22 protein-coding genes and 2 pseudogenes are annotated in these 24,864 nt (G+C 57.3%); 3 read left to right on the top strand and 21 right to left on the bottom strand.

Annotated elements, in window-relative coordinates; genetic code table 11:
• Positions 1-16: 16 nt before the first annotated feature.
• The 5 genes from P6U23_RS27915 to P6U23_RS27935 form a co-directional block, all read right to left on the bottom strand.
• Positions 17-910 (bottom strand): dihydrodipicolinate synthase family protein, encoded by an 894-nt coding sequence (locus P6U23_RS27915; RefSeq protein WP_407175648.1) that lies wholly within the window; start codon positions 908-910, stop codon positions 17-19.
• A 174-nt stretch (positions 911-1,084) separates the two neighbouring features.
• The gene (locus P6U23_RS27920) at positions 1,085-2,155 is read right to left on the bottom strand and encodes an ABC transporter ATP-binding protein (protein ID WP_407175649.1); all 1,071 of its coding nucleotides are present in this window, start codon (positions 2,153-2,155) and stop codon (positions 1,085-1,087) included.
• A gap of 45 nt (positions 2,156-2,200) precedes the next feature.
• Positions 2,201-3,019: an ABC transporter permease gene (locus P6U23_RS27925; protein ID WP_407175650.1), complete on the bottom strand. Its 819-nt coding sequence runs from the start codon at positions 3,017-3,019 to the stop codon at positions 2,201-2,203.
• Positions 3,012-3,857 (bottom strand): ABC transporter permease, encoded by an 846-nt coding sequence (locus P6U23_RS27930; protein WP_407175651.1) that lies wholly within the window; start codon positions 3,855-3,857, stop codon positions 3,012-3,014. Before P6U23_RS27930 ends, P6U23_RS27925 begins: the two co-directional genes overlap by 8 nt.
• A 43-nt stretch (positions 3,858-3,900) precedes the next feature.
• On the bottom strand, positions 3,901-4,956 hold the full coding sequence (locus P6U23_RS27935; protein ID WP_407175652.1) for an ABC transporter substrate-binding protein: 1,056 nt from the start codon (positions 4,954-4,956) through the stop codon (positions 3,901-3,903).
• A gap of 214 nt (positions 4,957-5,170) precedes the next feature.
• On the opposite strand from P6U23_RS27935, the gene P6U23_RS27940 reads away from it, so the two are divergent.
• A complete protein-coding gene (locus P6U23_RS27940) occupies positions 5,171-6,130 on the top strand; it encodes a GlxA family transcriptional regulator (RefSeq protein WP_407175653.1) in 960 nt (319 codons plus the stop codon).
• A gap of 569 nt (positions 6,131-6,699) precedes the next feature.
• A pseudogene (locus tag P6U23_RS27945) lies at positions 6,700-8,048 on the top strand (IS5 family transposase).
• A gap of 57 nt (positions 8,049-8,105) precedes the next feature.
• Here P6U23_RS27945 and P6U23_RS27950 read toward each other — a convergent pair.
• The 11 genes and pseudogenes from P6U23_RS27950 to P6U23_RS28000 all read right to left on the bottom strand — a co-directional run bounded on the left by P6U23_RS27950 (position 8,106) and on the right by P6U23_RS28000 (position 17,921).
• A pseudogene (locus P6U23_RS27950) lies at positions 8,106-8,981 on the bottom strand (acyl-CoA thioesterase).
• 337 nt (positions 8,982-9,318) lie between these two features.
• Complete coding sequence (locus P6U23_RS27955; protein WP_407175654.1) at positions 9,319-10,149, bottom strand: ABC transporter permease; 831 nt, start codon at positions 10,147-10,149, stop codon at positions 9,319-9,321.
• Between the two features lie 5 nt (positions 10,150-10,154).
• Positions 10,155-11,402, bottom strand: coding sequence for an ABC transporter permease (locus P6U23_RS27960; RefSeq protein ID WP_407175655.1), 1,248 nt, complete (start codon positions 11,400-11,402; stop codon positions 10,155-10,157).
• Between the two features lie 72 nt (positions 11,403-11,474).
• Positions 11,475-12,515 (bottom strand): ABC transporter substrate-binding protein, encoded by a 1,041-nt coding sequence (locus tag P6U23_RS27965; RefSeq protein WP_407175656.1) that lies wholly within the window; start codon positions 12,513-12,515, stop codon positions 11,475-11,477.
• Between the two features lie 107 nt (positions 12,516-12,622).
• The gene (locus tag P6U23_RS27970) at positions 12,623-13,717 is read right to left on the bottom strand and encodes an ABC transporter ATP-binding protein (RefSeq protein ID WP_407181607.1); all 1,095 of its coding nucleotides are present in this window, start codon (positions 13,715-13,717) and stop codon (positions 12,623-12,625) included.
• Between the two features lie 1,054 nt (positions 13,718-14,771).
• On the bottom strand, positions 14,772-15,098 hold the full coding sequence (locus P6U23_RS27975) for an MFS transporter (protein WP_407175657.1): 327 nt from the start codon (positions 15,096-15,098) through the stop codon (positions 14,772-14,774).
• On the bottom strand, positions 15,013-15,600 hold the full coding sequence (locus P6U23_RS27980; RefSeq protein WP_407175658.1) for an MFS transporter: 588 nt from the start codon (positions 15,598-15,600) through the stop codon (positions 15,013-15,015). Before P6U23_RS27980 ends, P6U23_RS27975 begins: the two co-directional genes overlap by 86 nt.
• On the bottom strand, positions 15,573-16,313 hold the full coding sequence (locus P6U23_RS27985) for an MFS transporter (protein WP_407175659.1): 741 nt from the start codon (positions 16,311-16,313) through the stop codon (positions 15,573-15,575). The genes P6U23_RS27980 and P6U23_RS27985 overlap by 28 nt, the downstream gene beginning before the upstream one ends.
• A gap of 219 nt (positions 16,314-16,532) precedes the next feature.
• Positions 16,533-16,901: a hypothetical protein gene (locus P6U23_RS27990; RefSeq protein ID WP_407175660.1), complete on the bottom strand. Its 369-nt coding sequence runs from the start codon at positions 16,899-16,901 to the stop codon at positions 16,533-16,535.
• A 134-nt stretch (positions 16,902-17,035) separates the two neighbouring features.
• The gene (locus P6U23_RS27995; RefSeq protein ID WP_407175661.1) at positions 17,036-17,512 is read right to left on the bottom strand and encodes an Lrp/AsnC family transcriptional regulator; all 477 of its coding nucleotides are present in this window, start codon (positions 17,510-17,512) and stop codon (positions 17,036-17,038) included.
• Complete coding sequence (locus P6U23_RS28000) at positions 17,478-17,921, bottom strand: Crp/Fnr family transcriptional regulator (RefSeq protein ID WP_407181608.1); 444 nt, start codon at positions 17,919-17,921, stop codon at positions 17,478-17,480. Before P6U23_RS28000 ends, P6U23_RS27995 begins: the two co-directional genes overlap by 35 nt.
• On the opposite strand from P6U23_RS28000, the gene P6U23_RS28005 reads away from it, so the two are divergent.
• Positions 17,859-18,209, top strand: coding sequence for a hypothetical protein (locus P6U23_RS28005; protein ID WP_407181786.1), 351 nt, complete (start codon positions 17,859-17,861; stop codon positions 18,207-18,209). The two genes, P6U23_RS28000 and P6U23_RS28005, sit on opposite strands and share 63 nt — an antisense overlap.
• Before the next feature lie 372 nt (positions 18,210-18,581).
• Here P6U23_RS28005 and purU read toward each other — a convergent pair whose 3' ends face one another.
• The 5 genes from purU to P6U23_RS28030 all read right to left on the bottom strand — a co-directional run bounded on the left by purU (position 18,582) and on the right by P6U23_RS28030 (position 24,661).
• Entirely contained in the window at positions 18,582-19,445 is an 864-nt protein-coding gene (gene purU / locus P6U23_RS28010; protein WP_407175662.1) for a formyltetrahydrofolate deformylase, read from the bottom strand.
• A 78-nt stretch (positions 19,446-19,523) separates the two neighbouring features.
• Positions 19,524-20,144, bottom strand: coding sequence for a sarcosine oxidase subunit gamma (locus P6U23_RS28015; protein WP_407175663.1), 621 nt, complete (start codon positions 20,142-20,144; stop codon positions 19,524-19,526).
• A complete protein-coding gene (locus P6U23_RS28020) occupies positions 20,137-23,121 on the bottom strand; it encodes a sarcosine oxidase subunit alpha family protein (protein ID WP_407175664.1) in 2,985 nt (994 codons plus the stop codon). Before P6U23_RS28020 ends, P6U23_RS28015 begins: the two co-directional genes overlap by 8 nt.
• Entirely contained in the window at positions 23,118-23,393 is a 276-nt protein-coding gene (locus P6U23_RS28025) for a sarcosine oxidase subunit delta (RefSeq protein ID WP_407175665.1), read from the bottom strand. The genes P6U23_RS28020 and P6U23_RS28025 overlap by 4 nt, the downstream gene beginning before the upstream one ends.
• 17 nt (positions 23,394-23,410) lie before the next feature.
• Positions 23,411-24,661 carry a sarcosine oxidase subunit beta family protein gene (locus P6U23_RS28030; protein ID WP_407175666.1) on the bottom strand — a complete coding sequence of 417 codons (1,251 nt, stop codon included), beginning with the start codon at positions 24,659-24,661 and terminating at the stop codon, positions 23,411-23,413.
• Positions 24,662-24,864 lie beyond the last annotated feature (203 nt).

The raw sequence follows: 24,864 nt of genomic DNA on the forward strand, positions 1-24,864 counted from the left end.
GACGTCCTCCGGGGCATCATGCATTCCTCGCTTCAGCCGCGACCAGGTCATTGAGACTGTCGCGGATCATGGCGAGACGATCTGCCGGCAGGCTACGGAGGGGCTTGCGCGGAGTGCCGGCGCTATAGCCGATCAGCTCTGCGGCCGCATAGACGGATTGGACATAGTTGCCCGAGCACAGCAATCTCATGATGGGGGCAAGCGGCGCCCAAAGCTTGCGCGCTTCATCCCAGCGACCGGAGCGCGCGGCCGCCGCCACTCCAACGCAGGTTTTGGGCGAATAGTTAGCGCCGCCTAATATCAAAGCGCTGCATCCGGCGTAAAGCGAGTACGGAATGAGCAGATCCGACCCATTCATGACAGGAAGCCCAGTCTCAATCAGGGCAGTCTGCCGCCGCAGGTCCCCGCAGCTGTCCTTCACCGACACAAATCCCGGGATCTCGGCCAACTGCCGGAACAGAGAGGGGGTGATTTCCATGCCGATGGAGGGAACATTATATCCGATGACAGGCACGCCAACGCGAGCGATCTCCGCATAGAAGTCTACGATGCTCTGGCTGTCGCTCGGTCCCTCAAAAAAGGGAGGCAACACCATCACGCCGTCAGCGCCTGCGTCCGCGGCGCGTTTCGTTCGCTCGACCACATCCTCAACCATTAACGCGGAGGTTTGAGCGATGACTTTTGCTCGGCCGTTGATCGCCTTCGTCCCGCGCACAATCACCTGATGCGATTCTTTGGGTGTGAGATAGACGTGCATTCCAGTGCCCGAACTCAGCACGAAACCATCGACTCCAACGGAAATATACCGTTCAATGTTTTGGTCGAGCCGGTCAAGATCGATGCGACCGTCTGCGAAAAACGGCGTCGCAATGGCAATGTTAACGCCAGAAAACTGAAAGGTCGTCGCCATGGAATTCCTCTACTTGGGCTTGGTTGGGTGGTCCGGTACCTGAACTGATCATGAGCGTGGCCAGTGTTTCTCCCCTGACGGACTCGAACTCACGCAGAATGGCTTGGTGTTGTCGATCTTCTGGCGTTCGCTATCCATCCCGCACGAATAAAACAACGGCCCCTGCTGGCTTCTCTAAGACTTCAGCAAGACCATGTCGCTTTCGGCCCAGCTAAACGCCACTGGATCACCGGGCTTTGCATCAGCAGCGCCTTGGTCAGAAATTCGCTTTGCATGAAAGAGGCTACCATTAGCCCTGCGCAAGGTAAGCCGAGTCATTCCCCCGAAGAACGATACAAACTCCACCGCTCCACGCACTACGTTGGCTTGGCCGGCTGCTGCCGTGTCTGGCCCAACCGGCCTTAATTTTTCAGGCCGGATCAGAATCTTGAACGGCCCGCCGCCTACAGGTGGCGCTGGAAGGCGGATAAGGACCTCATCACCGGTTCTGAGAAGTCCTTCCGTTCCCGTCGGAGTAGCCTCAAGTATGTTCGATTCCCCGATGAACTCGGCGACGAATTGATGCTTCGGGGCGTAGTACAGCTCTTGCGGCCGTCCGATTTGAACAACCGAACCGTGGTTCATCAGACACACTGTATCGGAAAGATTAAGCGCTTCTTCCTGATCATGCGTCACGTAAATGATGGTCGTGCCCAACTCCTTATGTAGGCGCTTAATCTCTTCCTGCATCTGGTCGCGCATGTTTTTGTCAAGCGCACCAAGCGGCTCGTCCATGAGGATGATCTTCGGGGAATAGACAATGCAGCGCGCTATCCCCACGCGCTGTTGCTGACCTCCCGAAAGCTGCCGAGGCTTGCGGGATTCAAAGCCTTTCAGACCGACCCGCTCAAGAACATCATAAACCTTTGCTTTAATCTCCTTGGAGGGGAGCCGGCGAATGAGCAAGGGATAGGCAACGTTCTCAAATACGGTCATGTGAGGCATGAGCGCATAGTTCTGAAACACCATCCCAATATTGCGATCTCTTGCGGGTTCGTTCGTAACGTTCCTGCCGCCCAGCAAAATGCGGCCGGTTGTCGGGCTTGCAGAACCGGCCGTCAGATTGAGTATCGTCGTTTTTCCTGAACCACTTGGACCTAGCAGCGTCAAGAATTCACCCTTGCGAATCTCGAAGCTTGTCTGCTTCAGCGCGATGAAGTCGCCGTATTTCTTGCACACATTATCAAGAGTGATCATCGCACTCATTATATTGTTCCCTCTGGAAGTACGTTTCTTTTTGCGCGCGACAATCTAATGGATCACGTCGACCGCGCTCGATGAGCGTTGAAGAAAGGCCGCCGGCAAGCAGATGAGAAAAGATAGAACCGTCAGCATGGTCGAGACTGCCGCAATAATCGGCGAGATTTCCCATTGAATGCTACTGAACATTTTAACGGGCAGAGTCATGGTATTAGGCCCGACTAGGAACCACGCCAGAACCACTTCGTCGAAGGAAATCAGAAAGGCGAACAGCCACCCTGAAAGGATCGAGGGTAGGAGTTGCGGCAGCACAACAGTAAAGAACATGCTCCGGCGTGTAGCTCCCATCAACGTTGCAGCGAATTCGAGATTGGGATCGAGCTTCACCACCCCAGCCCGGATCACGATCATGACGAACGGCGTCGCATAGACCACGTGCCCTGCCAGAAGCGCAGTGTTTGTGCCGTCGATCCCAAGTACCGAGAAGTACAGATAGAGGCCAAGCGCGAGAATGATTGAGGGTATAAACAAAGGACTGAGAATCAATCCTCCGACGAAGCGCTTCAAAGGGAAGTCGAATCGAGTTAGGCCATACGCAGCCGGCACTGCAAGAATCATTGAAATCGCGCTGGAACAAATAGCGATCTTCAGGCTTTGCAACAATGGCCCTGTCCAATTGGGATCGCTGAAAAAGGCGCGGTAGAGCTCCAGCGATAGCTCCCGCGGCGGGAAGCGCATGCTGTCAATGGTCCCAAAAGAAATGACCATGACGATCGCGCTCGGCGCGAGAAGAAAGACATATATGAAAAACGCTGAGATCGAGCCAAAGCGCCGATAACCCTTACTCAGTTTATCCTTCTGATCAACCATGACTGGCTACCCCTCGAAGCGCATTGCGATGGCGGATCCAGAGGCTTGGTATGGTCAATAAGAGCACCATGAGCAGCAGCAGGACGCCGATCGCGGCGGCTGCAATCCAATCTAACACCTCTCGCGTGTAGAAGTCGACGAGGTTCGCTAGCATCGAGTCTTTACCGCTACCCAACAGAGACGGGATGATGAACATCCCAAGCGACATAACAACTACACTGAATCCTCCTGCGATAACCCCTGGTAGACTGAGAGGCAGGGTGATTGTCCAGAAGATGCGTGGAGGTTTCGCACCCATGATCTCTGCCGCTTTGTAAAGAGAGGAGTCTATCGCAAGTAGGCTAGCAAGGACTGGAAATACCACAAACGGAATGAATTGATTGATCATGCCGATGATAACGCCGAAGCTATTCAAGATCATTGGCAGAGCGATCGTATGCCCCAAGAGCCAGGATAAGAACGAGTTGATGATTCCCGTGCGTCCAAGAATGACGGTGAACGCAAAGCTCTTTACCAAAACACTGGTCCACATGGGCAAGAGCACTAGAATTGTGTAAATCGCCCGTCGACCCGGTGTTTGTCGTGCGAGATGAAGAGCGATAACCCACCCCAGCATTAGACTTGCGAGCGTTCCTATCAGGCTAATCTTGATGGTCGTTGCTACGGATTGGAGGAACAATGCGCTGCCAAATAATTTGGCATACGCATCAAAAGTAAAGTGCGCGCCTCCCAAACTGATGTAGATGATATACAGCAAAGGGAGGCCTGTAATCGCGACGGATGCCACGACCATTGGCCCTATGAAAGCCACAGCGGCTTTTGAATTCTTCTCTAACATTTACTTTGCGGAGGAAAGAAAGGTGCAACGGTTCTTCAGAGACTTAGAGCAGTACCCACTCCTTGAAGCGCCGGTCGATCGCCTCCAGGTTCTCGCCCCACCAGGCGCCGTTAATCAGCGCGTTCGACGGAGAGTCCACGGGGTGAATCCATTTGCGAGCTTCGGACGATAACATATCGAAACCTTTCTTGCTGACGGGAGCAAGGACGAGCTTCTCCATCGTCGCCGCCTGGATGTCAGGCCGCACCGCCCAAGAGAGAAATTTAAATGCGTTCTCCTTGTTTGGAGCTCCTTTCAGAACCGTGAGGTACTCCTCTTGGCTCAATGTCTGATCGAATGAACATGACATCGGATCGCCGGCAGCCTTCACGCGGCTAGGATAACTGTAGGTGAAATCCGCCTCACCTGTCTGGACGAGTGAGATTGTCTCTGGCGTGGCCGTAACCCATTTCACGACGCTGGGCCGGATAGTTTCGAGCTTCTTGAAGGCGCGATCGATGTCCAATGGATAAAGCTTAGCCGCAGGTACGCCGTCGGCAAGCAGCGCCATCTCAAGCGTCTCCGACGCGCGATTGCGCAGCGTACGGCGTCCAGGAAAGTTTGCGATATCGAAGTACTCGACGAAATTTTTCGGGTGCTTGCCATCAGGTGTACGCTTGGAGTCCCAAGCTACGACACCCATTGCATTATAAAGCGGTGCCGCATCCGGGCGCGCCGGAATGGTGAGATCGGTGGCGTCGAAAAGTGCGGGATCCAGTGGCTCCCATAGACCGTGATTTGAGCCGAAGAACGCTTGCCAATTGATTGCGTCGAACACGTCCCATTGGACGTTGCCTGTCTGCACTTGCGCTTTGATCTTGGCTAGGTCGGGCGTGTCAATAATCTTGACGCTGATTCCCGTTTCGGCGCTAAACGGCTTAACCAGCCCCTCCTCTAGGGCAGTGCGGTAAGTGCCGCCCCAAGTAACAAAGACCAGCTCCTTCGACGCCGCCCTAGCCTGCCGAAGAACAAGCGGCGCAGCGACTGCAGCTGTCGCCGCCGTTGTCAGGAATTGCCGTCGCGAAGCGCGCGTTGAATTAAGAATGCTGTGCTCCTTCATACAGATCTCCCTGTTTGCTCATTTACGCACCCAGCGGAACAGCGTCGGCTGATGGGCTCGTCAATCTCAGTCTTCCGAACGGGCTCGCCTTCGAAGGTTCCGCGAACTAACGAGCGCATGACGCCGGTACTGGTGGGTCGCCCCTCCGAAAGCCCTAGCATCGTTCCATTGAGACGACTTGCAGTATTGGGACACATTCATGTATGTTTGAGCCATGCCCGAAAGCGCTACTTCTACCGAAACCTATGGCTTCATTCTAATTCCTGGCTTCTCGCTGATGTCATTCGCGTCAGCGACAGAGCCGTTGAGAGCGGCTAACCTGATCGCAGGTAGAGAACTTTATCGGACGGTCTTCCTGTCGCCTGACGGTGGTCGCGTCTTGTCGTCAGGTGGACTGTCAGTTGAGTGCAGTCGATATGACGGCGGCACTTCGCTGGATACCGTTTTTGTCTGCGCAGGCGGCAAGCCTTCCGACTGGCCGATCGCCGAAACCACCCCACTGCTGCGCCGATGCGCAAGGCTTGCGGCGAAAGTCGGCGGCATCAGTGGCGGCCCGTACCTGCTGGCCGTGGCAGGCTTGCTCGATGACCGAGACTTCACAATTCATTGGGAACATGCACCAGCGTTAATGGAAGCCTTTCCTCAGCTAAAGCCACGGCAAACGCGTTTCGTCATCGATGGAAACCATATCACTTGCGGCGGCGGTATCGCTCCGCTTGACATGATGCATGCTTTAATTGCCAGCAGGATGGGCCCGGGATTCGCCCGGCGCGTCAGCGACTGGTATCTGCACAGGGAAATCGGCGCGCCAGCGGATCCGCAGACCGCCTCGGTTAGAGACCGTTACGGCGTTACTCACCCGGCCCTGCTGCGAAGTCTGGCGCGAATGGAAACAACCATTGAGCGCCCCTTGAGTCGCTCGGCAATTGCACGTCACGTGGGTGTTAGCCCACGACATCTCGATCGATTGTTCCAGCAGACCGGCACAAGCTTTGTCGAGACTTACCATCAGCTCCGTCTAGCCCGTGCCCGGGTTCTCCTCCAGCAAAGCTCCCTATCTATTTTCGAAGTAGCCCTTGCCGTGGGCTTCTCAAGCGCCGGACATTTCTCTCGGACCTTCAAGCGTCACTTCGGCAGATCGCCCGGAAACCTGCGCAGCGGGACTTGCTCCTGATAGCCCAGGTCTCATGCAGCGTAAACGCCCATTTGCGGTGATTGATGACTGTGCGACGCGGACCCGGGGCGGGTCATCAGCGGACGAGAGACATCGCCTGGATGGACAACGTTGTGTCGCCATGATCGGCGGACGGTAGCCGTCGTTAGTTATTCGCTCATGCTGGCGCGACGGAGCGCCGAGTCGTCCTAGTCGACCAAGTGCGGATCTCCATGGCTGCTCTTGGAGTAATGCGCCGGAGACTTGGGAAACGGCGTATATGGCTATGCACGCGCTGAGCCAACGAGTGCGTGCCACCCTCTAGTTGGGGGATTCCAACGGGAGACAATGATTCGGAGCCCAAGCGGGCCATTACATTAGCCCGGTATCCCCGCATTCCTTGAATTTTGGGACTACATAGTCGACCGTGAAGAACCTCCCAAGCCCTGGAGTAGGGATCGATTTTCCGGGCGCGGCGGCATTTGAGATTGCAAGCTTTTGGGGTGTGAGGCCTCAAAAGCTTGCAATTTGGCTTTCGGGATTCCCTCGAATCGCTGCCCGTGATTCCCTCAGTTGCATCGGAGGGGACGATGCGACCAAAGGAACGACGCGATAGCGGACAGACCGATCTCTTGCGCTCGCGGCTGGACGCGATCATCGACATGGGGCACGCGCTGGTGAAGCTTTCGCGGACGATCGACTGGTCGTTCCTCGAGCAGAAGTTCGGCGCGGTCTACGAGGACAAGCCGGGTCGGCCGCCGCTGCCGACGCGTTTGATGGCGGGACTTGCGATCCTCAAGCACACCTACGACCTCTCCGACGAGGTTCTGTGCGAGCGCTGGCTGGAGAACCCCTATTATCAGTTCTTCTGCGGCGAGGAGTTCTTTCAGCACCGCTTGGTGTTTGACCGCTCCTCATTGACCCGCTGGCGCCAGCGCATGGGCGAGGAGCGGCTGGTTGCCCTGCTCCAGGAGAGCCTTTCGGTCGCTACCAAGACCGAGGCGATCAAACCGTCCGACCTCAACCGAGTCATCGTCGACACCACAGTGCAGCCCAAGAACGTGATGTTCCCGATCGATGCACGGCTTCTGAACCGGGCGCGCGAGATCCTGGTGCGGCTCGCCAAGGGAGCCGGCATCAGGTTGCGCCAGTCCTATGCGCGGCTGGGCAAGTTCGCGCTGATCAAGCACCAGCGCTATGCCCACGCCAAGCAGTTCAAGCGCGCCAACCGGGCATTGAAGACGCTCCGAACCTATCTCGGCCGCATCATCCGCGACATTGCCCGCAAGATCGGAGGCAGCGCCGCCTTGCTCAGTGAGAGCGCCCTTCTGCGCATGCTGGCACTGGCACGACGGGTTCTTGAGCAGAAGCAGCACCAGCGCGGCCCGAAGCTCTACTCGCTGCACGCGCCAGAGGTGGAGTGCTCGGCAAGGGCAAGGCGCACCGGCCCTACGAGTTCGGCGTCAAGGTCTCCGTCGCCACCACGTTGGCGCACGCCTGCGGCGGTCAGTTCGTCACCCATGTGAAGGCGCTGCCCGGCAACCCTTACGATGGTCACACGCTTGCAATCGTGATCCCGGAGATGGAGGCGCTGATCGGCAACATCATCGAGCGCCTCCTCGCGGACAAAGGCTACCGCGGCCACAATGCCCCGGCCGATTACAAGTTCAGAGTGTTCACCTCAGGCCAGAAGCGGCGGGTGACACCGAAGATCAAGCGCGAGCTGCGCAGGCGTTCCGCCGTCGAGCCGGTCATCGGCCACCTGAAGTCCGAACACCGAATGGGCCGCAACTACCTCTGGCACCGCCAAGGCGATGCCACCAACGCGGTCCTCGCCGCCGTCGGTTATAACTTCCGCCGCCTCATTCGGTGGCTCAGCCTCTTGTTGCGGCAAATCCTGGCCAGTCTCTTCCCCGGACCTTCGATCAATCCAGCCTGAAATTAGGCTTCTTCACGGACGACTACATAGCCGAAGAGTTGCGCGTGAAGATCAACGTCATTCGCGCATGGTAGCTTCCTGGATGACCGACGCCACTCAGCGTGCCATTTCGCTTAAAGATCAAGCCGCGCGCTAAGCCACGGTCGCCGTGCGAGCTGGGCGAATCTTTGGCGTAAAGCAGCCGGTCGTTGGCTCGAAACGGACGGTGAAACCACATCGAATGGTCCAGGCTTACCGTCAGTATGCGCCCGCCAGATAGAGCACGCCCATAAGGCGCCACTACCGCATTGAGCAGCGACCAATCCGATGCATAAGCCAGCGCGCACCTATGCAGGGCCGGATCGTCGGATAGTTTCTTAGCCGGCTTTATCCAATAATTAATGCGGGCATCGCGGATCTTCCGACCAATGTAAGGGTCCATTTCCACGGGTCGTAGTTCAATCGGCGGACCGACAAGCGCCATCCGACGATCGGGATAATACCACCGACGAATGCGTTCTGGCATCTCCGCCAACACCGATTGCTTCGATGGTTTCTCGATAGTGAGTTGTTCTGGAGATGGCACATCTGGCATGGCCACCTGATGATCGAAGGCGCCCTCTTCACTCCCGTGAAATGACAGCATAGTGCAGAAGATCGGGTTGCCATGCTGGATCGCGCTGATGCTCCGGATCGAATAGCTTTTCCCATCGCGGAGAGATTCGACCCGATAGAGAATCGGGACCAGCGAGTCGCCTGGCCGGATGAAATAGCCTTGGAGCGAATGCAGCATCCGGCCTTCCACGGTACGCGATGCCGTCACCGCCGAGTGCGCGATCAGCTGTCCGCCAAAACTGATTTCAATCCCCGATACGGACTGTCGCCCCGAAATAGATCCGGCCCGATTGATTCGAGCTCGAGAATCGCGAGCAGGACACTCGCATTGTTATCCATCGTGTGCTGGTTTAGTTACTTCATTGCCAGACAGGCACATCCATGAGAATATTTCCAAATGACGGGCTCATTATTAATCGTGCGCGAACATTCGTGTAGCGAACGTGCCGCCAGGTTCAGTTCACCCTGGTAGCACAGTCGGCCGTTCAATCACCCCACTTTAGATCGCGATGATGTGCTCGGTTGGCGACGCTCGAAACGTCGCATTTGCAGGTCTTGCCGTCTTGTTGCGTGAGGACGCAGAAGCACTGACCTTTGTTCATGACGATGGTGATACACAACGCGCCTGGGATTTCTTGCAGACGGTGCACAAGTCTCAACCTGCGACAGGAGCGGCTCACTCATTACGGATACCACGTAGACGCTCCGAGCGTCGCCGCAGTAGCTCGATCGTGGTCAGCATAATGATTGAAAACAACGTCAGTACGGTCGCAGCCGCGGTGATTGTCGGACTTATCTCCTCGCGGAGGCCGGAAAACATGACTTTCGGCAGAGTGCGCTGCTCGGGGCCAGCAACGAAGAGAGTGACCACGACCTCGTCGAATGACGTAACAAAGGCGAACAGCGAACCGGAGATCATGCCCGGAAGTATGAGTGGCAAGGTGACCTTAACGAAAGTCGTGACCGGCGGCGCACCAAGCCCGGCCGCCGCACGAGTCAGCGAATGATCGAAACCCGTCAGCGTCGCGAGCACCGTAACGACGACGAAAGGCGTGGCCAGAGTCGTATGCGCGAGTATCAGTCCAGCATAGCTGTTGAGCAATCCGGCATCGGCATAAAAGAAATAAACTCCGACCGCTGTGATCACGACGGGCACGACCATGGGCGAGATCAGCACGGTCATTGCCGCCGTGCGCCACGGGAAATTCGGTCGGCTGAGTCCGAGCGCGGCTAGCGTACCCAGGAACGTCGACAGCAGGGTAACCGATAGGGCGACGAAGATCGAATTGTACAGCGCGCCCTGCCACCTGACGGTGAGGAAAAATTCCTGATACCAGCGCAGGGACAAACCGGGTAACGGATAAGTGAAGAAAGGAACAGAATTGAATGAGAGCGGGATGACGACGAAGATCGGCGCCACTAGAAACAATAGCACCAATCCGCAGAGAAGCCGGTGCAGGTAGTACCAGCCCTTCTCCATTGGAGAAGCATAGGCGAACGCAGCCATCGTTCTTACCCCATCTTGATCCGGTCGACGCCGACCAGCTTGTTCAAAGCATAGTAGAGTAGCAGCGTAACAATGAGCAGGATCGCGCCGAGCGCCGAAGCCATGCCCCAATTGAGCTCCTCGTTCGTATAGTGAGCAACGAAAGAGCTGACCATTTGATCGGCCGGCCCCCCGACTAGAGCAGGAGTTATGTAGTAGCCTAGGCACAGTATGAAAGTCAGCAGGCAGCCGGCTGCGATTCCAGCCACCGTCTGGGGGAAGTATATTTTCCAAAAGGCGTAAAAGGGCCCAGCGCCGAGCGAACGAGCAGCGCGGACATAGTTCGGCGAGATCGTTTTCATGACGCTGTAGATCGGTAGAAGCGTGAATGGCAACTGAATATGAGTCATGGCCACGATTGTCCCGACCCGGTTGTATATGAGTTCGGCCGGTTGCGATATGATGTGCAGCGCCATCAACATGTCATTGACGACACCGTGCTGCTGGAGCAGCACGACCCAAGCGGTGGTGCGCACTAGCACTGACGTCCAAAACGGCAGCACGACCATTATCATAACAAGATTGCTGAACTTGCGCGGTAGGATTGCCAACAGATAAGCGACTGGAAAGCCAAGCAGCAGAGTTAGGATGGTTACTCCGAGACTGATGCCGAGCGTGCGGACGAAAACGTCGCGGAAGATTGCGTTCTCCGGTGGGGAGGGGACGATCTGGCTATCTGGCCCATACTGGTAGTCGATAGAACGTAGCAGGTAATAACCTGTATAGGCCGATGTTCCGCGGTTGAGCAGGCTCCACAGAGCATGCTGCCCCCAAAGCGGACTGATTTCGATTAGCTCCTCCTTGTAGGGGCCGTCGGAAAGCATGCTCGCCTTACGCGTGCTAGAGATTACCTCGCTGAGAGCACCGGGGATCTCGTAGTTCAGTCGCTTGCCGATAGCGCCCCCCGTCTTCTGAAGCCAAGCTTTTTTCAGGTCGCTTGTCAGCGCGGCATAGACGACCTCGTTCGGAAGGCCTTTGCCGTCCCACGCGTTTAGCGCCGCCATAGTTTGTGGCATCAGCGACAAAAGCGTATCATCGTGAACAGCGTTGAACATCATCCTGCCGATCGGGAACAAGAAGGCGATGAAGACAAACAGCAGGAGCGGAAGGACCAGGATGAAGGCCTTGAGTTTTTGCCGGCGCTGCACCCGCCGCAGCTTGAGACGCAGAGGCATGCCTTCTGTGTTGCCGGTGTGGACAGCTGTCGTCGCCATCAATACTCTCTGAGTTCGTCTGGTTGAGGATTGAGGCGGACCAAGAGCCCCCCGCCTTTTTATTCTTCCGCGCTACTTAGCGAGCCAGACGGTGAAGCGTTGGCGCATTTCGTCGCCCTTTTCACTCCAAAAGGTTGAGTCACTTCTCACGACATTACCCATGTGCTCGGGAGCGTTTGGAATGTCGGGCAGCATTGCGGGATCGATGAGCGCAATCGCGTCCTTATTCCCAACCCCAGTACCGGTGGCGTTTGCCATCCCGGCCTGCTCCTGGGGTGAAGCGGCGAATGTTATGAACTTGTAGGCCTCTTCTAATCGCGGCGTACCCTTGGGGATCACCCAGGCGTTCCCGCTCAACACCGCGGCGTCCCACATGATGCCAAAATGCTTGCCGGAGTTTTTGTTGGCGTCATAGACGCGGGTGGTCCAAGCGTCAGTCATCACAACCTGACCGTCGGCGAGAAGCTGAGGCGGTTGTGCGCCGGTCGTCCACCAGATGGTGTCCTTCTTGATCGTATCGAGCTTCTTGAAGGCGCGGTCAACGCCGTCCGGCGTGCGGAGAACCTTGTAGACGTCCTTGACTGGCACGCCGTCAGCGATCAGAGCCCATTCGAGAGGAGGATTGACCTTATACAGTCCTCTCTTGCCGGGGAATTTCTTGAGATCGAAAAAATCATCGATGGTCTTCGGGCCGTTCGGCAGCTTGTCCCTGTCATAAATAACAACAGTGGCAGCATCCCCGGCCGGCACTCCGCAATCTGTGTAATTGGCGCCCTCGTACTTATCTCGGTCGAGACCCAACCTCTTCCAGTCGATCGCCTCGATGATTCCTTCAGTGCATAATTCTCGGGTCCCCCTCTCGCTGGCGTAGACCACATCCCAGCTCACGGTCTTCGTTTCTACCATGGCCCGGATTTTGGCGAGGCCATAATCGTACTCGGTATCAGTGATATTGATCCCACTCGCCTTCGAGAAGGGATCGAAAATCACTTTGCGCAGAGCCTTCTGGAAGGACCCTCCCCCGCCGGTGACCGTGAGCTGATCGCCCGCGAGGGTAGCATTTGTTGGCGCGAGCATACCCGTCGTCAAGCCGATTACGGCAAGAGCGCTCATAAGTGACGTCCTCATCGTCCATTCTCTCCCTTTTATGCCGCCCCAGGATTGGAGGCGACGCCGCCGAAGACCCGGACCCAGCCTGCTCCGGCGGAGCTCCTTCATCCTCACCGCGCGTCGAGCGCCCGACAGTCTTCTATTTTCCAGCCGACCGTGATCACAGCACCGGGCTCGGCCTGTACCGAGCTGTCCGAGTTCGGCAGCTTGACCACGAAATCATCGTGGCCGCAGACCGAGATGCGGGCGCGCACGTGGTCACCAAGATAAATCACCTCTGCGACCTGCGCGGCGAAAACGTTGGACAACGAGCCTTGCGGCGGGTTCAGTTTTACTCGCTCCGGCCGCAACGAGAGCACAGTTGGCTGGCCAACCGCCTCAACATTGATAGCTAGCGCGTGTACGACGCCGCCCCCCGAAATTTCAACGCTGCAAGTCGCCCCACTTATCGACACAACCTTGCCGTGCAACCGATTGTTCTCACCGATGAACTGGGCGACGAAAGCGTTCTGCGGTTGCTCGTAAAGCTCGGCCGGTCCCGCGAGCTGCAGGATGGCGCCCTCATTGAACACCGCTATGCGGTCCGACATCGTCAATGCCTCGCCTTGATCATGCGTCACATAGACAACGGTCACGCCGAGATCCTCGTGGATGTGCTTGATCTCAAGCTGCATATGTTCGCGCAATTGCTTGTCCAGCGCGCCGAGCGGCTCGTCCATCAGCACGAGCTTGGGATCGAACACGAGCGCGCGGGCGAGTGCGACACGCTGCTGCTGACCGCCCGAAAGCTGGGCGGGCCGGCGGCTGCCATAGGCGCCGAGCCGGACCATGTCGAGCGCGCGCTTGATCCTGGCCTCCCTCTCCGCCCTGCCTAGCTTGCGAACCTTGAGTGGAAAAGCTAGATTCTCCTCCACAGTCATATGCGGGAAGAGAGCGTAGTTTTGGAATACCATGCCGATGTCACGCTTATGCGGTGGCATGTTTTCGATCGAGCGCCCCCCCAGAAAAATCGAGCCGAGGGTGGGCGCTTCGAAACCGGCGAGCATCATGAGGGTTGTTGTTTTGCCCGAGCCAGACGGCCCCAGCATCGTCAGAAACTCACCTCGTGCGATGTCCAGGTTGAGATTCTTAACAACCAGCGTGTCGCCGTCATAGGTCTTTTGAACGCCGGAAAACTCCACAAAACCATTGTTCGTGCCAGGCATAGACCTGTTTTCCTCCACCGCGTCTGCGGCGCCCGTCGAACATTCGACCTCAATGCCCTTCTTCCGGGATTGCAGATTCATGGGTACGCCGTCGACGCCGCGAGGATAGACCTGCATGACACTACTCAATATTTCCTCCCAACCCTGCGCTCCTTCCCAACAAGAATTTTCGCTCCGCGACCTGCGGGGCGAAGTATTTTTGTCATCGCCTAGTACTATCGGGCTCCTCAAACCGAATTCCATCGATGTGCGCCATCAACCCGCCGAATTCCTGCGTAAACCCGCCTTAATGAGGGGGTTTTTGTCGCGGTATTTCGTGCCGGGACGGCGGATCGAATGATCTATTGGATTGTCCGAGACAAGCCAGCGACTACTTCCGATAGAACTCGAGCACAGATTTCCAACTCAGCTGTTCCATTCCAATCGAAACCGCCCCGCTGATGAGCGGCCAAATATGGCTTCGTCAAGAGGTCGCCGGCTCTGAAGGACTGGCCGGTTGGACTGGGGCACGTCAATGCACTCCGAACCATCCTAGTGTGCAGAATGCTCCCGTCTGCGATCACGAAGATTGACATCGCAGTGACAAAACAGATGAGCGGAGCACGAATTTTTCCGTCAGCTGGCCACGCATTCCGAAAGTGCGATTACACCCACGCTTCCCGCAAGCAGCGCGGCAGGGAGAAACCCCAAGTGGCCAGGTAGGTTCTCCCGCGCTTGGTGCTACAGAGATCGGCTAGCCGACGCATCTTTCGCTTGACCAACTGAAAGTCGTTCTCCGCGATGGCGGTCGCAGAGTTTTCAACATCGCGAGCCCGGCGTGAGCCGCGATGTTATTTCCACGGAGATCTACAAGCCGAGCGCTTGAAGGGCTATACCACTCTCCTGGTGGTAGATCCAATGGGATCGCTCCCGATTTCCGCGTCGTGCTTGACTGGAGCGCGGGCGCTCCGTCGGATATTCGCGTTGCGGAAATCCGAGCGCCAATCGGTGGGCCGTTCATAGGGCGAATCTACGTGAATTTCCGCAGCCCCTTACATGTCTGTAATTCCGGACATCAGAGAAGCACGCCCATACATACCAGCCTCCTTTTTTTGGCGCCACACGATTTACGTCGCACCTGGTTTGGTCGTTTGCTTTCTACGTTCTCGTCTGTAGCGCGATCGGGCGCGTCGTCTTTCCATCGTATTGATCCGAACGGCCGCACGCGAACGGGATTAGGACCAATGTGGAAAGCCGTTGCCTGCCTATCCAGCGCGCGCTCCGACTGCGTCGCCCGGCTTCGCTGGCGTAAGTAGTCAAGCCATGTCGGGCAGTGATAACTGCTTGGTCCACAGTTCGGGATCCGCAATGTCCCGAGCAATCGCCCAACCATAGGCTCCATTGCGCTGACGGAACAATTGGACCTCCTGCATCAAGCTGCGAAAGGACCGAGCATTCCGTCGCGCGACCCGATACTCGATCTCTACGACACGCGCTCCGCTGCGTTCTGTCAATGGCAGCCGTACTTCGGGATCTTCAAGCATGTCACCTTTCTCGCCGCGTGCGCTGACGCGCGGCATGGGCAGCCAGAGACCGAGCAGCGGAGAGGCGACCAACAAGGCTGCCGCCGAGAGGAACGCCACGCTGACCCCAGCAGTATCGGTCACGTGACCCCAGCCCCAACTGCCCATGGCGATGCCGCCAGAACTGGCCCTTGATAAGCGGCGAGTGATCGTCCAGCCACCCAGCGTGGCGACCCACGCCATGATCCACACGGCTCCGGCGAAGACGTGCGCAGCTGCCGTCACAACCGGCTCGCGACTCAGTGCCGCTGCAGCAAATGCCCCGCCCATGGACAGAGCGCATGTGCGGATCGCTACCTCGCCGCGCTCATGCGTTTGCATATTTCCGTGATTTTTAAAGCTCCGATCACCGCGCCAAGACCAAAGGAGCTGAGCATGATGCCGTAGATTTCGGCGCCTCCATGCAGCAGATCACGAGCCACCAGCGGCATTACAGCGACAATCGCGCCGCCGAATACACCCATAACCATGGAGCGGATCAATACGGTCCTAATCGCCGGCGAATGCATGATATAGCGCACGCCTGGTACGATGGCGCGGTGCAGCCTTTCGGGCGGTAAGCGCGCTGGTTCAGTGGTGCGCTTCCACAAAAGGAGAGCGAGCGACAACGGCAGATATAACAGCGCGTTGATTGCGAACGCAGCCACTGCGCCGGCAGCCGCGACGACTATGCCACCAATCGCCGGCCCAACGCTCCGCGCGATGTTGTAGCTGATGCCGTTAAGCGCAACCGGCGCCGGCAAGGCCACCGACAATACCTGCTCGCTCACGAACGATTGCCATGCCGGGTCGAATAGGGCCATACCGATGCCTGCCGCAAAGCAGAAGGCCAACAACAAGTTTGGCGTGATCAGACCAAGCCAAGCGAGCGTGGTCAGCGCGGTCACACCTGCGAACGAGATCGCCAGTGAGCACAGCATCACTATACGCCGATCATACATATCGGCCACCGCTCCGGCGGGGATCGAAATCAGCATTACGGTCAGCATCAGCGCGGTCTGAACCAGGGCGACCATATCGGCCGCCGATGTCATCTGAGTCATCGCCCAAGCGGCGCCGACGCCCTGATCAAGGCGCGGAGGTTAGAGAGCAGGCCTGCGAGCCAGATGCGACGGAGCGCCGCATATCGAAATGGTGCAGTGATTCCGTCGGCCTTGCACGTCTGCGGCTTTAGCTTATCCGTCATATCAATTTCTGTCTTGCCTCGCAGACTGCGTCTCAACTGTAAAGCACAGTTCGATACACGCGCTCTCTCAACCATCCAAGCAGCTTGCGGCCATTCGCCGTGCGGCGCGACTGCTGGCACCGGACACGATCATTTCGCCTGGCTGAACAACAATAAGCCGACGGCTCAGCTTGATCTCAACGATACCGCCATTTGGATGATTCGATGGAGCGCGCCTGCTCTTCGACAAGCTATTGAACGGACGGGTCTTCTCACCTGAAATTTTGGCAAGGCCATAGTATAGAGAAACGACGGTGGGGATTTTGCGCGCAATTTGCGAGTAGACGGTGAAAAAGCGCATAAGCGCGGGGCTACGAGAAGGATTGGGATCACTGCGCCAGCCGCGCCGATAGGACGGAAAGTCGTGTTCACCTTGGCCCACACTTCCGTAAGCCAACTGCCCAGTCTCTATTGGCGTGGGTTGCCGCACCCAGTCCGAGGGCGCACCCAAGAGAGACTGCTTGCTCTTGCAGGTCCACGAAGGATAGGAACGGAAATGCCGGAACGCATCGAGACATCGGGCCTCGCTCGTCATCCGCTATCAGGCATCTCAACGGGAATCGCAAACCCTGTCTTTACCCGATTCATTACGACCATCGTTTTGAAGTTTCTGATCTCTGGGTTCTCATGGAAGAAGCGCCTCGCGAACAGTTCGTAGTCTTCCATGGTGCGCGCAGTAATGTAGAGAGCGAGGTCGGCGTCGCCGGCGATGTAAAATCCGTTGACGACATCAACTGACGCTTTGATCGCTTTGTTCAATTTTTCGATAACATCAGAACGCTTGCGTTCTAGCGTCACCAACACCAGCATTTGGATAGGCCGTCCCACGGCCCTCGCCGAAACGATGGATACGTCGGCCTCGATGATCCCTTTCGAACGAAGGCGTTTCAACCGGCGTTGACACGCGGTTGCAGAAAGTCCGGCGGTCTCGCCGATTACCTCTGAAGTTAGACGGTTATTCCTTTGTACGATCTCAAGGATGCGGGCGTCTGTCCGGTCGTATAGCATATCGAGGCTCCGGTGAACTTCGGACGGTTGGCTCTTTTGTCGCGGTCACGAACTGGGCCGAGGCATAAGTGTCTGAAATAAGCCTGTAACAACAGCATGCGTTCTGCTCGAGGCACTTGCGCTCATTGATCTGCAATACGCCCCGGTTCATGCGTATCAACCCTTGATCCTCGAACCGAATTAAAGCTTGTGTTACCCCAGCCCGGCGCAGCCCCAGCACGGACGAAAGATAGTCATGAGTAACGGGGAGCGACTCAGCGTCAGCGGCATCACTCGCCAGACAGAGCCATGATGCCAGTCTCTTTTCTCGGTCATGTCGAACGCCGCACAACCCCGTCTGAGCGCAATGCAAGTTCAGGGCTTGGCCATGCCGAGCGATGCGTTCTCGGATTTCGGGCCGTTCGTTCATGATCCGACGCAAATCCTCGCTGCGGATCCTGTGTGCTGTTCCGGGAAAGCGGACAACAGCCTGATGCGCAGAAAGATATCCTTCCAAGACCAACAGAGCGCCGACCACACCGCGGTAACCTATCACAGCCATCTCGAGTATGCTCCCCTCAGCAACGATCCTGAGCGAGACGAGGCCCGACTCTATGAAATAGACATAATCAATATGCCTTCTCGGTTCTTGCAGAATCATGCGCTCTCTGAGAGCGATGGGCTCAATGAAACTACCTACGGCAGCGAGGTCTTGTAGCGGAAGACACGCCAAAATCGCGTTCTTGACGAAGGATCGGGTATTAGGGCGGTCGTTGTCAGACCAATCAACCATACGCCGTCTCCCTGGCGCCTGGCCGGCCGACAAGTAGGTAGGCTTTGATGCGCGCCTCGCGCCCCGTATTGGTCTTCGAACGGCCTGTCGATCGGTCCAGGGCCACTCTGCCCGGCTAAATAACCGTCGTTTTGCCCGGCATGCTCTTAGACACTTCAGCGATTGCGTGGAATACCAAATCCAGCTCGCACTTGCCTCTTCGAGAAGTGCGTGTTCCGAGATCCACCCTAGAAATTCAGAGAGATGAGCATGCTGCTTAAGAGCAAGGCAGGTAGCGCGCATCATCCGCATGCTCCATCAGCTGGTGAAGACGACGCATTTTCTTCCGTTGAGCACCACGCGATCCTCGAGGTGATGGCGAACGGCACGGGCGAGTACACGCCGCTCGATATCGCGCCCCTTTCGTACCAAATCGTCAGGCGTATCTCGATGCGAGATCCGCTCGACGTCTTGCTCGATGATCGGCCCCTCGTCGAGATCGGAGGTCACATAATGCGCCGTTGCACCGATCAGCTTGACACCCCGCGCGTGAGCCTGGTGATAGGGCTTCGCTCCTTTAAAGCCCGGCAGGAACGAGTGATGAATGTTGATGCATCGCCCTATCAGCTTGGCCGAAAAGCCCTCAGAAAGGATCTGCATGTAACGGGCGAGAATAACCAGATCGGTATTCGTCTGCTGCACTAGCTCCCAAATCCGAGCCTCCTGCTCCATCTTCGTCTCTTTGGTAATTGGCAAATGGTAGAACGGCAAGTCGGCCAAATCTCTGGATGCCAGATGCTCGCGACCATGGTTCGAGACAATCGCCGTTACCTCCATCGGGAGTTCGCCGATACGCCAACGATACAGCAGGTCTGCCAGACAATGATCGAACTTGGAGACCAGCAACATGACGCGTTTTTTCACGACATTCTGCCGCAGAGTGAACGTCATTGCGAGGCTCTGCGCGAGCTCGCCAATGGCAGCAGTGATGTCTGCTTCTGATTTCGCGTGATCAAGTCGATCGAAGACCACGCGCATAAAGAAGCGTCCCGTCTCGGTATCATCGAATTGCTGCGCATCAAGGATGTTGGAACCGGCTTCGAACAAAAGAGCCGAAATTGCCGACACGATGCCCGGGCGATCCGGACAGGACAAAGTAAGAATCATCGAACGATCGGACATACCAGTCACCGCTAAGTTGCGGCCCCTCGCAAACTGCACTTAGGAAACTAAAGGCGAAAACAGCGCGGCAGCATTGGGTCACCTTTGGGAGATTCTAATGTGACAACCGAACTCAGATGCGGAGGCGGCAAACCAGGACCAAAAGCTGCCAGCCATGCTGCGCGGCGCGAGAATTTCGAAGACTGGACCATCTGGCCCGTCCTCGGTTCGCCACAGCTGCACAAAAATATGGGCGAAGCTCGTCAAAGCGGCCGCACCAACTGGAAAGACTTTTGGGTGAAGATCAATCATCGCTCCCTTGGCGAGAACCTCACGTGCCCGCGCTCCCGACACGCACAGTGCCGCACGAGCATGGCTTTGATCGCTCACGGCAGCTTGGTCTGAAAAGAAGCTGAGGAGATCCGAGAAACCCGCTCGTTGTCGAGCAAGAAGGAGCCACTGCTCCGGTCCAGACCAAATCAGTCCATGTCTCGCCGTGAGCGCGACGGAAGACGCTTGTGGTAGATCGAGATCAATCAGCTGCTTGGCGAGACGCCGCAGACCAGTCGCCTCAGGCTTCGCAATCAATGTTGCAAGCTGCAGGTCCATCGGGATCAGCACGGTGACTCCAGGCTCACCTGCGGCTCCAATCCGGCCAGCCGTGACGATGCCTGCCCAAGCGTTGCGCGCGCACCAAGTGGGAATCGTTTGCTCAACCATGCAGACGAACACCTTCGGGATCCAGAAATACGGGCGAGCAAATCTCGACCTCGATCTCGCTGTCGCGAATCGGATCTACAGCACGAACGCGCTCGCCGATGCGAGCCGGTCCATTCTTAAGTAGGCCCAAGCCGATCCAGTGCCCCAGACTAGGCGAGAAAGCCACAGAGGTCATGTAGCCCTCGTCATTATCCGTATTGGCGGTGCGTCCCGCGGCGATGAAATGCGCGCCGGCCTGCAGCCGCTCACCGGATTTTACTGGCCGGAATCCCGCCAGGGTCGGACGGTCGCCTTCCACAAGAGCCTCTCGTTTCGCCATCAATCGTCCAATGAAATCCTTCTTTGATGACATCATCTTGCCGAGCCCAAGATCGCGGGCCGTCGTCTGTCCGTTGATCTCATTGCCCGCTACATGCCCTTTCTCGATGCGCATGACCCCGAGTGCCTCGGTACCGTAAGGCACGATCCCGAACGGCTCGCCCGCGATCATCAACGCGCGCATCATCGCATGACCGTAGTCAGCAGGTACTGCGAGCTCGTAGGCGAGTTCCCCAGAAAACGAGATCCGGAACAGCCGGGCCGGTATGCCTCCATCAACTGTGATTGCCCTCGCGGACAGATAAGGAAAGCTTTCGTTTGAGACATCATGAGCAGCATCAACTAGGCCGCGCACGACCTCGCGCGATCTCGGACCGGCGATCGCGGCTTGCGCCCACTGTTCGGAGACGGAAACCATCCGAACATCGAGCTCCGGCCAAAGCACCTGATGGCAAAATTCGAGATGCTGCATCACCTTGCCGGCGTTCGCCGTCGTGGTAGTCATGAGGAAATGATTCTCGCAGAGGCGCGACGTAGTGCCATCGTCCATGACGAAGCCATCCTCGCGCAGCATTAGTCCGTACCGCGCCTTGCCTACTGGAAGCGCCTTCCAACTATTGATGTAGACGCGCTCCAAGAATTCGGCGGCATCTCGGCCTTGAATGTCGATTTTGCCGAGCGTCGAGACATCACAGATACCGACCCCGCTGCGAACGGCAAGCACCTCGCGATTGACCGTGGTCAGCCAATCCTGCTCGCCGGACCTTGGATAATATCGAGCTCGCTGCCATTGTCCGGCAGTGACGAAGACTGCACCTTGCTCTCGCGACCAGTCATGGGTCGGTGCCAAACGAACGGGGCGGAAATCCTTGCCCCTATGATGACCAGCGAGAGCACCGATCGCGACCGGAGTATAGGGAGGCCGGAAGACAGTAGTACCAGTGTCGCAGATCGCCCTACCCGTCTGCTCGGCCATGATGGCCAGACCGGCGATGTTCGAGGTCTTACCTTGGTCGGTGGCCATACCAAGAGTCGTGTAGCGCTTGAGATGTTCGACTGAACGGAAGCCTTCCCGCGCTGCAAGCTCAACATCTTTGTCCGTGACGTCGTTCTGGAAATCGACAAAGGCTTTACCTTTACCTCCAGTCACTCGCCAAATCGGCTTGAGGCCAGTCGTCTCGACGTCAGTGGTGGGAACGGAATCGATCGACGCTGGGCTGAAGCCGAGCTCGATCGCTGACTCACAGCCCAGCCGAGCACCATCTCCAAGGGCCTCGGCCAGGGAGAAGCGCCCGGCAGCGCTGCCCGCGACGGCTAAGGTTGGCGGCAATGTTCCAGGCACGAATGCCTGCGCCGTCTCGCTCCACATCGGTTTGCCGCCTTGGTGGGAAGCAATATGAAGCGCCGGATTCCAGCCATTTGAAGTGGCGAGCAGATCACAAGCCAGTGTCGTGCGCTTGCCAGAGCTGTCTCTTACTACAACACTCCGCAGCTGGCGCGTCCCCATGGTTGCCTCAATAGCGCCGCCGACGAAAACTAGCGCACGGGCACGCTCCGCGAGCGCTTTGAACCCCGGATCGATTTCATCGCGGGTATCGACGATCGCTAACAAGCGAACGCCGGCCGCCACCAGATCGCGTACTGTGGTCCAGCCATTGTCACCGGCCGTATAGAGTACAACATCTTTACCGGGTAGGACACCAAATCGATTGACGTATGCGCGCACGCTGCTTGCGAGCATGACACCAGGCCGATCATTGCCGGGAAAAACGATCGATCGTTCGATCGCACCCGAAGCGAGGATCGAGCGCTTCGCATAGATTCGCCAACCGCGCTGACGCGGTTGATGAGCTGGCGGAACGGCAACGTGGTCGTTGACACGTTCGACCGCGCCGAAAATACCGTGGTCGTAGAGCCCGAAGACCGTTGTCCTCGGCATGAGTCGCACTTCGGACAGAGAGGCGAGCTCAGCCAATGTAGCCGCAAGCCAGTCAGCAGCAGGACGCCCGTCGATCTCTCGGTTCTCGGCGAGCAGACGGCCTCCCAACCGAAAGTCCTCATCGCAAAGAATGACGCGCGCGCCACTACGGCCCGCTGCTAGTGCTGCGGAGAGACCCGCCGGCCCACCACCAATGACCAAAATGTCGCAGAAAGCGAAGGCTTTCTCGTAATGGTCAGGGTCCGCAACTCGGGCAGCGCGCCCAAGCCCTGCTGCATGTCGGATCAGCGGCTCGTACAGTTTCTCCCAAAACGACGCTGGCCACATGAAGGTCTTATAGTAGAAGCCAGCGGCCAGAGCTGGCCCAACTAGGTGGTTGATTGACCGGAGATCGAAATCGAGCGAGGGCCAGCGGTTCTGGCTCGTGGCATCGAGTCCATCGAATAGCTCAATGATCGTCGCCCTTGTATTCGCTTCGCGCCTTGCGCCAGTGCGCAATTCGACCAGCGCGTTTGGCTCCTCAGAGCCGGCTGAGAGAACGCCACGTGGACGGTGATATTTGAAGGATCGGCCAAAGAGCCGCAAACCGTTTGCAAGCAGCGCTGAAGCCAGGGTATCGCCAGGATGTCCCTCATAGCTCTTTCCGTCGAAGCGGAAGGACACCGTCTGATTGCGATCCACCAGCCCAGCCTTTGCGAGACGGAATGGCTGTGTCCTCATGCCGCCGCTCCCACTCTCGCGTCCTTGGCCGTTGTCACCGACTCGATCGAATGGGTGAATGTATTACGCCGTACCACAAGCCAACAGTGACATCCGGCGCCGTGATACCAGAACTCTTCATGGAGACCGAGCGGGTTGGCACGCTGATAGACATATTCGAACATCGCAGCTTCCGTTGCAGCGAGCCCACAGGGGCGCTCTGTTCCAGCGGCGCCCAAAAACGCAAATTCCTGGATATCGCGCGCACCACAATGAGGACAGGGAATTAGCATCGGATTTGCTCGACCTCTCAGTGGAGATTGGGCTGGGCGCCAACGCCCTTTTCATCGATTAGACGGCCGGTCGCGAAACGATCCAGCCTGAAAGCAGCGGCCACCGGATGAGGCTCGTCAAAAGCTATGAGATGCGCAAAGCAGAAACCCGACGCCGGCGTCGCCTTGAAGCCGCCATAGCACCAGCCGGCATTGAGATAGAGCCCCTGGATCGCGGTGCGATCAATAATCGGCGAGCCGTCCATCGACATGTCCACAATGCCGCCCCAGTGACGCAACAGCCGCACTCGGCCTAGGCCTGGCCACAGGCCCATTGCCGCTTCCATCACATCTTCGATCATCGGGAGGTTGCCACGCTGAGCATAGGAATTGTAGCCATCAACATCGCCACCGAAGACGAGACCGCCTTTGTCGGATTGACTGATGTAGAGATGTCCCGCGCCGAAGGTCACCACACAATCGATCAAGGGCTTGAGGCCCTCGGAGACAAATGCTTGCAGCACATGGCTTTCAATAGGAAGCCGCATGCCGGCCATTGCGGCCACGCGAGAGGAATTGCCTGCGACCGCAATCGCGACCTTCTTTGCCTTGATTGGGCCGCGGGTCGTCTCGACGGCAGTTACGCTGCCGTTGACGATGTTGATTCCGGTTACTTCACAATTCTGCACAATGTCGACCCCGCGAGTGTCGGCCGCCCGCGCGTACCCCCAAGCGACGGCATCGTGACGTGCCGTGCCACCGCGTCTCTGTAAGAGACCACCCTCGATTGGGAAGCGACTTGTCTCGTAATCGAGGAAAGGCAGCATGGAGCGTACTTGCTCGCGACAGATGAGCTCGGCATCGACCCCGGCGAGGCGCATTGCATTTGCTCGACGAGCGAAGGCATCGCGCTGAACGTCGGAATGAAACAGGTTGAGCACCCCGCGCTGGCTGATCATCGCGTTGTAGTTCAGGTCCTGCTCCAGCCGCTCCCAAAGCTTCATCGAAAATTCGTAAAATGCCGTATTTGCAGGCAGGAGATAGTTCGATCGAATGATCGTTGTATTACGGCCGACATTGCCAGAGCCGATATAGCTCTTTTCAAGCACGGCGACGTTACCAACGTCATGCTGGCTGGCAAGGTAATAAGCGGTCGCGAGTCCATGACCGCCGCCACCGATAATCAGAACGTCATATTCGGCTTTGGGGGCAACATCGCGCCAAGCGGGTTGCCAATCACGATGCCCTTTCAGGGCCTGAGAAATAAGCGAGAAGATGGAATATCGCATCGGCAAGGCGGGCTACTAGCTTCTTCAGAACTTCATATCCAGAGCACATTGAATGGCGCGGGCGGGGTCGCTTGACTACTAGCGACCTCAAATTGTCTGAAAGCGACGCGAAGCGAATAGTAGTGTCGGGGGGCTCCATCCGATTGAGCCACGCTCTCAATGTGTGATTATGGAGCGCGGGAAATCCAGCATCGCGCCACATT

Source organism: Bradyrhizobium sp. STM 3562, assembly GCF_045571435.1.
In the GTDB taxonomy this organism is placed as follows: Bacteria; Pseudomonadota; Alphaproteobacteria; order Rhizobiales; family Xanthobacteraceae; genus Bradyrhizobium.

What these genes read in the sequence shown, in the direction of transcription:
- P6U23_RS27915 (WP_407175648.1), bottom strand. Translation starts at nt 910, where the DNA reads ATGGCGACGACCTTTCAGTTTTCTGGCGTTAACATTGCCATTGCGACG.
- P6U23_RS27920 (WP_407175649.1), bottom strand. Translation starts at nt 2,155, where the DNA reads ATGAGTGCGATGATCACTCTTGATAATGTGTGCAAGAAATACGGCGAC.
- P6U23_RS27925 (WP_407175650.1), bottom strand. Translation starts at nt 3,019, where the DNA reads ATGGTTGATCAGAAGGATAAACTGAGTAAGGGTTATCGGCGCTTTGGC.
- P6U23_RS27930 (WP_407175651.1), bottom strand. Translation starts at nt 3,857, where the DNA reads ATGTTAGAGAAGAATTCAAAAGCCGCTGTGGCTTTCATAGGGCCAATG.
- P6U23_RS27935 (WP_407175652.1), bottom strand. Translation starts at nt 4,956, where the DNA reads ATGAAGGAGCACAGCATTCTTAATTCAACGCGCGCTTCGCGACGGCAA.
- P6U23_RS27940 (WP_407175653.1), top strand. Translation starts at nt 5,171, where the DNA reads ATGCCCGAAAGCGCTACTTCTACCGAAACCTATGGCTTCATTCTAATT.
- P6U23_RS27955 (WP_407175654.1), bottom strand. Translation starts at nt 10,149, where the DNA reads ATGGCTGCGTTCGCCTATGCTTCTCCAATGGAGAAGGGCTGGTACTAC.
- P6U23_RS27960 (WP_407175655.1), bottom strand. Translation starts at nt 11,402, where the DNA reads ATGGCGACGACAGCTGTCCACACCGGCAACACAGAAGGCATGCCTCTG.
- P6U23_RS27965 (WP_407175656.1), bottom strand. Translation starts at nt 12,515, where the DNA reads ATGAGCGCTCTTGCCGTAATCGGCTTGACGACGGGTATGCTCGCGCCA.
- P6U23_RS27970 (WP_407181607.1), bottom strand. Translation starts at nt 13,717, where the DNA reads ATGCCTGGCACGAACAATGGTTTTGTGGAGTTTTCCGGCGTTCAAAAG.
- P6U23_RS27975 (WP_407175657.1), bottom strand. Translation starts at nt 15,098, where the DNA reads ATGGAGCCTATGGTTGGGCGATTGCTCGGGACATTGCGGATCCCGAAC.
- P6U23_RS27980 (WP_407175658.1), bottom strand. Translation starts at nt 15,600, where the DNA reads ATGCAAACGCATGAGCGCGGCGAGGTAGCGATCCGCACATGCGCTCTG.
- P6U23_RS27985 (WP_407175659.1), bottom strand. Translation starts at nt 16,313, where the DNA reads ATGACATCGGCGGCCGATATGGTCGCCCTGGTTCAGACCGCGCTGATG.
- P6U23_RS27995 (WP_407175661.1), bottom strand. Translation starts at nt 17,512, where the DNA reads ATGCTATACGACCGGACAGACGCCCGCATCCTTGAGATCGTACAAAGG.
- P6U23_RS28005 (WP_407181786.1), top strand. Translation starts at nt 17,859, where the DNA reads ATGCAAGTTCAGGGCTTGGCCATGCCGAGCGATGCGTTCTCGGATTTC.
- P6U23_RS28000 (WP_407181608.1), bottom strand. Translation starts at nt 17,921, where the DNA reads ATGAACGAACGGCCCGAAATCCGAGAACGCATCGCTCGGCATGGCCAA.
- purU (WP_407175662.1), bottom strand. Translation starts at nt 19,445, where the DNA reads ATGTCCGATCGTTCGATGATTCTTACTTTGTCCTGTCCGGATCGCCCG.
- P6U23_RS28015 (WP_407175663.1), bottom strand. Translation starts at nt 20,144, where the DNA reads ATGGTTGAGCAAACGATTCCCACTTGGTGCGCGCGCAACGCTTGGGCA.
- P6U23_RS28020 (WP_407175664.1), bottom strand. Translation starts at nt 23,121, where the DNA reads ATGAGGACACAGCCATTCCGTCTCGCAAAGGCTGGGCTGGTGGATCGC.
- P6U23_RS28025 (WP_407175665.1), bottom strand. Translation starts at nt 23,393, where the DNA reads ATGCTAATTCCCTGTCCTCATTGTGGTGCGCGCGATATCCAGGAATTT.
- P6U23_RS28030 (WP_407175666.1), bottom strand. Translation starts at nt 24,661, where the DNA reads ATGCGATATTCCATCTTCTCGCTTATTTCTCAGGCCCTGAAAGGGCAT.